We start from the raw sequence: 930 nt of genomic DNA on the forward strand, positions 1-930 counted from the left end.
CCTCGGCGCTCGACGGTTTCTGGATTCAGGTCGAGGAGGCGATGGCGCGCGGCTTGCACGCGCTTGTTTTGGCGGATTACGAATGGGGGGTGCAGCTTCAGGGGCTTGACTGCCGGGCGGGCAGCCTCCGCGTCCTGCTGTTCAACGACCTGGCGTGTCTGACTGCCGACGAGGTCGAGGTGTGGCTGGCGGCACTGGAAGGCTCGCATGCAGCGAACGACGCCGCCTTCCCCGGGCGGGCTGCGGTGCTTGGCTTTCGCGCGTCGGTCGACCGGGCGGGCTTCGACGATGCAATCGCGCGCATCCACTCGGCGATCGCCGAAGGTGAAACCTACCAGGTGAACTACAGTTACCGGCTCGATCTCGACGTCGTCGGCTCGCCGGTCAGCCTCTATCGTGGTCTGCGGTCACGCCAACCGGTGCGCTACGGCGCGTTTCTGTCGCTTCCCGCAGGTGAAGGGCCGCGCCATGTGCTGTCGTGCTCGCCGGAACTGTTCGTCGAATACCGCGGCGGCGTGCTGCGCACCCGGCCGATGAAGGGCACCGCGCCGCGTAGCGGCGACGATTCGGTCGATAGTCCGAGAGCCGAGCGCTTGCGCAATGACGACAAGAATCGCGCGGAAAATCTCATGATTGTCGATCTGCTGCGCAACGACATCGGTCGTATCGCTCGCACCGGCAGTGTTCGCGTGCCCGCGCTGTTCAGCGTCGAAAGCTACCGGACGGTGCTTCAGATGACCTCCACCGTAGAGGCCGAGCCTGCGCCGGGAGTGGGATTTCCCGATGTCTTGCGGGCGCTGTTTCCCTGCGGCTCGATCACGGGCGCCCCCAAAATCCAGACCATGCGCCACATCCAGCGCCTGGAGACTCGGCGGCGTGGGCTCTACACCGGTGCCATCGGATGGGTCGAGCCCGGACACGATGGGCGAT

Annotated in this window: 1 protein-coding gene; it reads left to right on the forward strand. The window is 65.9% G+C overall.

The features are described 5' to 3' along the window. A partial coding sequence (locus GPA21_RS20285) for an anthranilate synthase component I family protein (RefSeq protein ID WP_168989862.1) occupies positions 1–930 on the forward strand: 930 nt, incomplete at both ends.

The organism is Azoarcus taiwanensis, from assembly GCF_012910885.1.
In the GTDB taxonomy this organism is placed as follows: domain Bacteria; phylum Pseudomonadota; class Gammaproteobacteria; order Burkholderiales; family Rhodocyclaceae; genus Azoarcus_F; species Azoarcus_F taiwanensis.